General features: G+C 38.2%; 9 protein-coding genes and 1 pseudogene. 4 read left to right on the forward strand and 6 right to left on the reverse strand.

Going from position 1 to position 9,120, the window contains the following annotated elements; genetic code table 11:
- The first annotated feature begins 36 nt into the window (after positions 1 to 36).
- Positions 37 to 477, forward strand: a complete 441-nt coding sequence (locus HCZ91_RS13555) for a barstar family protein (RefSeq protein WP_179799759.1) — start codon at positions 37 to 39, stop codon at positions 475 to 477.
- 309 nt (positions 478 to 786) lie between these two features.
- On the opposite strand, the gene HCZ91_RS13560 is transcribed toward HCZ91_RS13555, so the two are convergent.
- From HCZ91_RS13560 to HCZ91_RS13570, 3 genes are all read right to left on the reverse strand, one after another.
- Entirely contained in the window at positions 787 to 1,428 is a 642-nt protein-coding gene (locus tag HCZ91_RS13560) for a hypothetical protein (protein WP_179799760.1), read from the reverse strand.
- Between the two features lie 14 nt (positions 1,429 to 1,442).
- The gene (locus tag HCZ91_RS13565) at positions 1,443 to 2,093 is read right to left on the reverse strand and encodes an Abi family protein (protein ID WP_179799761.1); all 651 of its coding nucleotides are present in this window, start codon (positions 2,091 to 2,093) and stop codon (positions 1,443 to 1,445) included.
- A 113-nt stretch (positions 2,094 to 2,206) separates the two neighbouring features.
- Complete coding sequence (locus HCZ91_RS13570; RefSeq protein ID WP_179799762.1) at positions 2,207 to 2,518, reverse strand: mobilization protein MobS; 312 nt, start codon at positions 2,516 to 2,518, stop codon at positions 2,207 to 2,209.
- A 255-nt stretch (positions 2,519 to 2,773) separates the two neighbouring features.
- Between HCZ91_RS13570 and HCZ91_RS13575 the strand changes: the two genes are divergently transcribed.
- Entirely contained in the window at positions 2,774 to 4,861 is a 2,088-nt protein-coding gene (locus HCZ91_RS13575; protein WP_179799763.1) for a MobA/MobL family protein, read from the forward strand.
- Between the two features lie 259 nt (positions 4,862 to 5,120).
- Positions 5,121 to 6,143, forward strand: coding sequence for a replication initiation protein RepM (gene repM, locus HCZ91_RS13580; protein WP_102090309.1), 1,023 nt, complete (start codon positions 5,121 to 5,123; stop codon positions 6,141 to 6,143).
- A 394-nt stretch (positions 6,144 to 6,537) separates the two neighbouring features.
- On the opposite strand, the gene HCZ91_RS13585 is transcribed toward repM, so the two are convergent.
- The gene (locus tag HCZ91_RS13585; RefSeq protein ID WP_025644116.1) at positions 6,538 to 7,371 is read right to left on the reverse strand and encodes a cation transporter; all 834 of its coding nucleotides are present in this window, start codon (positions 7,369 to 7,371) and stop codon (positions 6,538 to 6,540) included.
- Positions 7,372 to 7,447: 76 nt separating this feature from the next.
- Between HCZ91_RS13585 and HCZ91_RS13590 the strand changes: the two are divergent.
- A pseudogene (locus HCZ91_RS13590) lies at positions 7,448 to 7,522 on the forward strand (IS1 family transposase); the annotation flags it as partial.
- 77 nt (positions 7,523 to 7,599) lie between these two features.
- Here the strand turns inward: HCZ91_RS13590 and HCZ91_RS13595 are convergent.
- Together HCZ91_RS13595 and HCZ91_RS13600 are read right to left on the reverse strand one after the other, a co-directional pair.
- Positions 7,600 to 8,232, reverse strand: a complete 633-nt coding sequence (locus HCZ91_RS13595; RefSeq protein WP_179799764.1) for a recombinase family protein — start codon at positions 8,230 to 8,232, stop codon at positions 7,600 to 7,602.
- A gap of 107 nt (positions 8,233 to 8,339) precedes the next feature.
- Positions 8,340 to 8,783: a hypothetical protein gene (locus HCZ91_RS13600; protein ID WP_179799765.1), complete on the reverse strand. Its 444-nt coding sequence runs from the start codon at positions 8,781 to 8,783 to the stop codon at positions 8,340 to 8,342.
- Positions 8,784 to 9,120: the final 337 nt, after the last annotated feature.

The following is a 9,120-nucleotide window of genomic DNA, read 5'->3' on the forward strand; positions in this document are numbered from 1 at the left end:
GCGCGGTACGTATTATTATTCATTTAGGAGGATTAAGTGATATGTTTTTGGAATGATTATGATTGGGACAGTGCGTATCAAAATCAGTTGGATATTGATACGAATATTATTATAGACCTTAGAGAATGTAGTTCTGAAGAGGATTTCATATTATTAATTACTACTACTCTAAGTGCATCATTCAGTACTAAACAGGGATTAGGAAAGAACTTGGATGCTCTTTCAGATGTTGTATCAGATTATTTAAACGAGAACTGGTTGCAATGGAAAGATGTTTATTTGGTTGGTTGGAAATATTTTATAGAAAAACACCCTGTTTTTTCACAAAAACTGCTAAATGCTCTTAACAACACATACTTGAAATCTATTTCAAGTATGTTAATGATGATAAATTGGGGGGATATAACGTTTAAAGAAGCTCATCTTCTAGAGGCATTAACAGATTCAAAGCCGAAAATGTTTTTGATTTTAAATTGAAATAAAATTTCGAAACTTGAATGAATCTTTCAGCAATCAAAAATAGTTTACTCCCTATCGTTTATTAATACTCATGGGATAAGAAGAAGTCCAAGGCGCCTGTGGCGCACCAAACATGAATAGAATCTGTATGGCAAGTACACCATGAAGTACACTGTGACTATTTCAGCAAGTTAAAACGTTGATACTCTTAGCCCACAGCCAAAGATTCAAGTCCTCACTAGGGAACCGAACCCGTGAAAGCACCTGATTGGTTAGCTAGATTATCAAGCGCCACCCCGAGTAACTAGCTGTTCAAATCAATACTCTCTACTTTACGAAAAAACTAATTACACTCCACGTTATTCCCAATAAACCTATAAAAAACCCTGCTCTAGTCATGTTTTTTTCTTTAGAAATACTACGTTGATTTGATACATATAAAGTACTAAGAGAAGCAGCTAATTGATTTATCTTATTTCTATTTACGTCATCTAGAGTATTTTGTACTAAAGAACCTTGAATATCGTTCAGTTGTATACTTATATTTTCAGGAAGCTCAGCAAAGGGTTCGTTTTTTTGATGAGCTGCTAATAGCTCTCTAATATAATCAACTGAACTAGCCAACTCTCCTTCTTCACGTATAGCTTCAGAAAGTAACATTCTCAAATTATATAGAATAGACTTTCTGTTTTGATTCCAACATTCAGCTATATGTTGCAAATCCTCATAAGTGATTTTTTCTTTTATCACACCGTCTTTTAAAGCTTGTCTGAAAGATCTTTGATCTCTACTCCCCGATAGGCTATTCATTACTGGCAAAGCTGCTAAGGAACCGAGTAAAGAGGCTGCAACAACAGAAATCGAAACTATTAGATCACTCATTTTACTAAATCCACCTTTCTTGATTAAATACCCTAGAGCTTGTACTTTGCTTTTTTGTACGCCTGATGAACAGTCTTTTGACACCATTCAAATGCTTAATCTTAAGGCTTGTTGTTCATCAACGAGGCTACGTTTTGGTTTAAGCTTAACCATTCAGCTGTATCCTCACACCTATATCCGATTATTTTTATGATTGCCTTATAATCCTCATCGAGTTTTCTTCTAAATATTGGCTCATGGTGGGCGATACGATTTCTTAATTTTCGAATCTTCTCTAAATCATTATATATCTCACCTCTTAGCACTTTTATTGCAATACTGGCATCAGTATTAGGAAAAGTAGTTCTAAAGTGAGGCAGCCACAACTGATCATCATGACGACTGGTAAACATTTTTTGCCAAAATACAAAGTTCAGTTCAGGTATGATCTTATTGACATCAGATGACTTGGTGCTTGCTTGCTTTAGGTTTCTTCTTGGATTGTCGCCATATTTAGGGTTAGGCAAAGTATTTATAAAACCGTTATTCCATGGCCATTGGTTACCGTGTAGCTTAAACAGCACCTCTGAAACCGCGTTTCTGATAGTCACCTCACAAATATGTAGGCAAGGGAAAAATGCGCCTGATACATTTGCATTCCATAGATACAATTCTAAAGCGCTATCTAAGTCAGAAGCCTCTCTTTCGTAAGTAGATAGTCTTGGTGAAGATAGCGTACCTTTTACCCTTTCACCGTTAACAGTTGAATTCATACCTAGAAAGCCTTATAATCAAATTGTGAGCTAGGGGTATCGTAGGTTAACACCTCCCCCCTAGACAGATGCGAAAACCCTGCCTTTGTGCAGGGTTTTCTTTTTTAATTTTATCAAATATTTCTTTCAATATTTGCTTTGTCTTCATTATTCTCAGCCACCATAGTACCACCCAAGTTCTCAATGAGACCCTTTAATAGCTCCCTATCTGTTTCTCTGGTTAAATATTGGGGCAGTCTCTTAGCGATATATTCTTTTAATCCATGTACCTGATCTTTTTCTAAAGTATCAATAAGAAAAGTACCCAGCAGTATTTTTTGCCGTGTCAGCTTCTTATCCAGTTTCTGTTTCTCTCTATTTATCTTAAGCTCAAGCTCGTTAATCTTCTGCTGTTCTTTTAAATCATTACCACCAAGTAAGCTCATATCCATTCCTTGATTTATTAAAATATTCATATACTTAACTATAGCAACTTCGCCAATACCTAACAACAGTTTATGATATAGTTATTTGACAGATGGTTGCGTCCCACTGACCAAGTGCGAGTTTTCGACTTCACAAATGTTTATTCCCTACGGTCAACCATTTATGAAGTCAAAACATCGGCAGGGGCAAGCCCCCACACCCCCAACACTACGAAAAGACGTAGTGCTAAAAATCAAAAGCTAGAGCATATAGAAATGGCTATTTTTATCGCATCGACTAAATCTATATCACGAGGTAATGGACAAAGTGCCGTTGCTTCTGCGAGCTATCGTGCTGGTTGTGAACTGGAAGATAAGCGATACGGTAAGACCCACGACTACTCAAAAAAGCATGGGGTGATGAGTGCGGATATCATTTTGCCGTCAGCGTTGGCGGCTGCCAATGCTGATATTGATCGTAGTGATTTATGGAACAAAGCAGAGAGTGCCGAGAAACGCAAAGATGCGCGTGTGGCTCGCGAATGGCTGGTCAATCTACCGCATGAATTAAGCGAACAAGACCGCAAAGAGCTGGCGCACCAGTTCGCCCAAACCTTAGCAGACCGTTACGGCACGATTGCCGATTGCGCTATTCATCAACCGACCAAAAAAGAAGTTGATCGAGGGGCAGACCCTCGAAACTTCCACGCTCACATCATGTTTACTACTCGAACCGCAGAGCTGGACACAGATAATCAAATCATACTGACAGATAAGGCAACTATCGAGCTATCAGATACCAAGCGCCTAACGCTAGGGCTTAAGCGTGTCAGCCATGAGATTAAAGAGGTGCGCCAAATTTGGGAGCAGATTGCCAACGAAAAACTAGCCGAGTTTAATTATGAGCTGATTGATTCACGCAGCTATGCCGAACAAGGGATTGATATTGAGCCACAGCTCAAAATGGGGGCAGTCGCTACCAAGCTAGAACGTGAAAAATACGAGCAAGAACTAAGAAAAGCAGAGAAAGCCAAAGCAAAGGGTGAGCATTACGAGATTGATAAAACACCGGCGACAGAGCTTGGCACCATCAATGAAATAATCAACGAGCGTAACGAGCTGGTTTGGAGCGTTGAGCTTACCAAAAATCAAAAAGTGAATGCTGCCGCTGACAAGATAATCTTTGAAAGTCGCGCTAACAACGAGCGAGAACAAAATGAGCAACGATTTGAAGACATTAAATACAGACTTGATATTAGCGAATACGAAATTGGAGTCGGTAATATCAGAATTAACACAGTTAAACGAAGAATTGATGACAGTAAACAGCGAGTTGAGTTCAACAAACAGCGCACTCAAGGAGAGCAGCGAGGTGATACATGGTCGCTTGAAAGAATTAGCGACATCATCAAGCACGTTGATGACAGCAAACAAAGAATTGAGGATAGCCAACAGCAACTTGCAGACAGAGTTGGAACAATCTATACAGCAGCCCCAAGCCCCTTCAATGACGCAGCACGACGAGAAAGAGCTTCTAAGCTTGATCAGCAGCAAAGACGAGCTGATCAAGACGCTAGAAAACACTCTTACCGAGATGAGAGACTCCATCAGTATGCTGAACGTATAAAACTGTTTTTGGCTAGTAAATTATTGACACGAAATGATATTAACAACCGTATTCGTTGGGAAAGTTACGAAACAGCAGAAGATTATCCCGATAAATACGATGAAAGACAGATTGAAAAACTAGATAACTTCGCGCAATTATTGGGCTTACAGAAATCACGTGATTACAGAATAGGCAGTAGAGACATTGCTAGTCACTTCACGGCTGATTTCGTAAAACAGAACAAACCAATATTTGACTTACTCACCAAACCAGCAGCGGAGCGAGAGCATTATAAAAACGTGGCTAAAGACTTTGACGACTTCAAAAAGCATATAGACCATAAGCGTACTGTGTTTAACGCTAGTCTTATAGAGAAGTTAGGCGGTAAAGGTGGTGATGTTGGAAAAATGACTAGGGAAATTGTTTCGTCGTTTACCTATCTCGCTGCTCTAGATACTTATATTGCTGATGATAATCGAGTTGATGAAGCTAAGGAAGTTGCCAAATTACATCGAGCAGATACAATCAATTTAACGTGTATACAATTCAAACATGCACTTTTTGATGTCCACAAACTACCATTAGATGAACGTGAGAAGCACTCAGATGCGCTCAGAACGTCTTTAACCACTTTTATTGAACAATATAGCTCAGAGTTAACTGAAGACCAGAATACGACAATACAGCGAGGTGTAAGCTCATTTAATCATTATCAAGATAGAGCTACAACTCAAAGTCGTGGTTTAAGTCGTTAGTAAACCGCTTTTTAAATTCTTTTTTAATACCTTCAATTCCTTTTAAAAGATTTTAAAAGATTTTAAAAGATTTTAGACACCTTGAAACCCTTTACATACATAGGTTTCAGAGGGTAAATGACTACAAATCCAAGGTTTAATGACTACAAATCCAAGGTTTAATGACTACAAATCCAAGGTTTAATGACTACAAATCCAAGCTATTTAGCTACATTATTATGATAGTATGTAGTTAAATGCTTTTTTACGGTGTGTAGCAATGAAAAAAGTCTCAGATATGGTAGTCAAAAGTAATTCGCTAATTGAAGCTAGTTATTCTCTTACGGTTCAAGAAATAAGGTTGCTTGATATAGCTCTAGCTGATTTAACAACTTACGAAGAAAGTGAGAAACAGCTAACAACTATGTCCGAGTTTGTAGAAGTTAGAGCAGATGAATATGCCAAGGTGTACGGGGTTGATATGAAAACAGCTTATACAGCCTTGAGAGAAGCTAGCGAAAAATTATTTGCTAGATATTTTACATATAGTGTTCAAAGCGTACAGTTTCCAAGTCATCAAGAGCATAGGAAGTCTCGATGGGTTTGGAACATAGCTTATATAGAAGGTCAGGGGCTAGTTAAATTAGCGTTTACTCCTGATCTAATTAGCCTTGCAGGGAAATTAAGAGGTAACTTCTCACGCTATCACCTTGAGCAAAAAGCTCCATTAACAAGTGTTTATGCTCATCGTCTCTATGAAATGATGATGCAGTGGCGAAATTCTAAAGTAGTCCCTTCAATCCCCTATCACGAGTTAAGACATAGGTTTGATATTGCTGACGATGAATATGTGAGAATCACAAATTTTAAGGCTAGAGCGTTAGAGCCAGCAATTAAACAAATTAATGAACATACTGATATAACCGTGAGCTATGACCAGTACAAGGAAGGGCGCAAAGTTGTAGGCTTTATCTTCAAATTTAAATTCAAGCAGACAGCGAAGCCTATTATTAAAGATACCAACAAAGATACTAATAAGACCGCCAGTGCTGATAAGCCGATCACTAAACGTACACCCAAAGTTATACCTACAATGAGCGCACCACAACGAAATACATTTGCTAATAAGCTAGCAAATCATTTTGATTTTACTAGAGACTATAGCGCACAGACTTATGGCAAGAGCCGTGGAGAAGTAGTTACATGGATTGAGGAAGGATTGCAAGACGATAAGAAGCGTCAAGAATGGCGTAAATATCTATTGATGGCAGGCTATGAGTTCCCCAATCCAATAAACAGCTAAATATTAGGGTAATACTACAGAGTAGCAAAATTCATCATCTGATGTTTCATCTGATTGGTATGTAGATAGGGAAAGGTCTTGGCTCTCGGGATAATGTGAGACCATCCCAGATTCTGTGTAACTGCCATTTAGATTAAATACTTACACAAAATTTAGGAAGGTCTCAAAGCGCCAGAGACCATCCCAGATTCTTATCAAAGACTTCATCATCTATTATTCGCCAAACGGCAACTTGCTGATGGTCTTTGGTGGTGACTAGATTTAAAGTTTGTTCAATCATTGCTTGAGGTCTCATATCCTTATGATGTTTATTTGCTTCAAACCCAGTTACTTTACACTTAGCGGTTTAATTAAGCTACTTACTTGAGCTATTTGCTTCAGTTATTAGGCTTGGCTACTTACTCAACTTCAATATTCTAAAGGCGCCCTGAATAACTAAAGCAAATACGATGCTACCAATAATCAAATCAGGCGTACTAGAGTGTAACCAATTAACCAAAATCCCTGCAACAATTACCCCTAAATTGATAATCACATCGTTTGAAGTGAAAATCATACTGGCTTGCATATGGGCTTCTTCTTCTTTGCTTTTCGATTTTTGTAGTAAATAGAGGCAAATCGAGTTTGCAATTAGCGCAAGAATCGATATGACTATCATGGTAGAAAAGTCAGGTAACTGCTCATTGCCAAAGAAACGTCTTAGTACTTCTAAAAAACCAAGAATTGCTAGCGTAATTTGAAAATATCCGGCAATTCTAGCAATCCGTTTTTTCTTAATGACCGTTCCACCGACCGCAAATAAGCTAATTCCGTACACGAAGCTATCTGCTAACATATCTAAGCTGTCGGCGACCAACCCCATCGAACGAGAAATCAGTCCCGTGCTCATTTCAATAATAAAGAAAGCAAAGTTAATGACCAGCACTATCCATAGTAGCTTTCTTTGCTCAGCATCTTTTTTGTGACTAGAGTCAGCATCAATTTTAAAATTATTGTTGGGATCAGAGGGGTCAATGGTTTCGGTCGAGAGTAGGGTGTCTCCTAATTTTAGGTCATGAATAGCAGTCTCTATCCCTTCTATATTGTCATGATGAAACACAGTTAATTGACGGTTAGGAATGTCGAACTCAAGATGTTCAATATTCGAGTGGCCCTCTAATTTCATTCGGATTAGGTTTTCCTCCGAAGGGCAGTCCATCTTCGATATTTTAAAAGTTGTTTTATTCATAGCTACATTTATATCCGGGTGGTGGTTCAAAAAGTAGGCTGAAAAAAAACAGGCTGAGAAATTGATAAATAGTGAAATGCAAATGACACTATACATCAAATGCCCAGCCTGTCTAAGTGACAATATAAAGAAAAATGGTTTCAAAAGCTATATCCCAGCGGAACCATCTAAAAAGGCTCATTAATCAATTAATAGACTACTCATAGCAGACTACTATATTGGAACCACTTAATGAGCAGTGGTTAGTTTAGGTCTTTCCTTGGCCACATCAGCGATCAGATGCCGTGAGCACTTAGCCATTTTTTGAATATCAGAATAGCTATGACCTGATTCGAGTAGACTGGCGATGATCTTACGTTTTTCAGTATCTTTCTTACGTCCTGAATACTTACCTTCTGCCTTAGCACGAGCAATACCTTGCATCTGACGGTTCCGGCGATCCTCATAATCTTTTCGAGCAATAGCTGCGAGCATATCCAGCATCATAGAGTTAATGGCCTGCAATACACTGCTCATAAATTCAGTGCTGCTTTCAGGTTGAAGCGCCATATAGGAGGTAGGCAGCTCTTTTGATACGATAGAGAGATTTTTTTCTGATAACATTCTTTTGAGCGTATCCCAATCAGCTTGGTTCAAACGCGCCAAACGATCAATCTGCTCAACTAAGATCACATCGCCCTTATGAGCATCTTCAATCAGCTGCATAAGCTTGGGTCGCACCAAGGTAGCTCCTGATTCATTTTCGACATAGAAAGCGGCAATCTTGTGGCCATGATCGTTGGCAAATGCTATGAGTTCGCTTTTGGCACGCTTAGCGTCTTGTTCTTTGGTAGACGCTCGTAGATACGCTCTGATAAACATAAACACCTAAAATAGTCTGTTATAAGTGGTTCCATTATACCAGTCTGTTTTAAGTGGTCTGTTAATAGGTTTGAGGGGTGAATTAGCTGGTTCCCTTGGGGTATACTCTAAAATTCTTCCTCTCGAAATTTATTATATTTAGAAGAAAATTTACGCAAATCATTTTTCAATTTTTCGTTTAAAGTATCATATAAGTCATTTTTCAAGACGTCATAAGCGTTTATAAAAGCGCCTTTATTCTTTTGAGTATATTCTTGCATCATATCTATACAAGAAAATGAACTCAGTATGTTAAATAAGATATAGATATTGTGAGGGTCGTATTCTAAAGCCTTTTGGAAATAAATTAATGCAGAGTAGTTTTGTTGATCTTCTGCAAGATATGGGGCAAGATCTACCGCTATTCCTTTTAAAGTTAAAGCTTCCGCTATTTCACTATCTGTTGAATTACTATCAGCAATTACTTCATTTAAAATACTTATAGCAAGTTCTGGCTCATAATTTTGGCAAAAAATCTCTGCTTGGGTCAGTTTTTTTTCTATGATAGACATTATTTTTTCACCCATTTGTCTTTGATTGTAAGGTCAACAGCTTGATGCCTGTATAGTGCAACGATCATAGATAGAATATGTATGGCAAGTACATCATGAAGTACACTGTGGCTATCCCAGCAAGTTAAAACCTTGATACCATTAGCCTACATCTTGATATTCAAGTCCTCACTAAGGATCCATGCTTTGTTGCCATAACAGACGTTATGACAAATAACTTTGGATAGAAGAAGTCAGTTTTCACTCGTTCCATTGGGGTAGCGCGGTACGTATTATTATTCATTTAGGAGGATTAAGTGATATGTTTTTGGAATGATTATGATTGGGACAGTGCGTA

The organism is Psychrobacter sp. BI730, from assembly GCF_013414195.1.
Classification (GTDB): Bacteria; Pseudomonadota; Gammaproteobacteria; order Pseudomonadales; family Moraxellaceae; genus Psychrobacter.

Coding starts and splice junctions, on each gene's coding strand:
- HCZ91_RS13585 (WP_025644116.1), bottom strand. CDS start 7,371: ATGAATAAAACAACTTTTAAAATATCGAAGATGGACTGCCCTTCGGAG.
- HCZ91_RS13595 (WP_179799764.1), bottom strand. CDS start 8,232: ATGTTTATCAGAGCGTATCTACGAGCGTCTACCAAAGAACAAGACGCT.
- repM (WP_102090309.1), top strand. CDS start 5,121: ATGAAAAAAGTCTCAGATATGGTAGTCAAAAGTAATTCGCTAATTGAA.
- HCZ91_RS13560 (WP_179799760.1), bottom strand. CDS start 1,428: ATGGTGTCAAAAGACTGTTCATCAGGCGTACAAAAAAGCAAAGTACAA.
- HCZ91_RS13575 (WP_179799763.1), top strand. CDS start 2,774: ATGGCTATTTTTATCGCATCGACTAAATCTATATCACGAGGTAATGGA.
- HCZ91_RS13600 (WP_179799765.1), bottom strand. CDS start 8,783: ATGTCTATCATAGAAAAAAAACTGACCCAAGCAGAGATTTTTTGCCAA.
- HCZ91_RS13570 (WP_179799762.1), bottom strand. CDS start 2,518: ATGAGCTTACTTGGTGGTAATGATTTAAAAGAACAGCAGAAGATTAAC.
- HCZ91_RS13565 (WP_179799761.1), bottom strand. CDS start 2,093: ATGAATTCAACTGTTAACGGTGAAAGGGTAAAAGGTACGCTATCTTCA.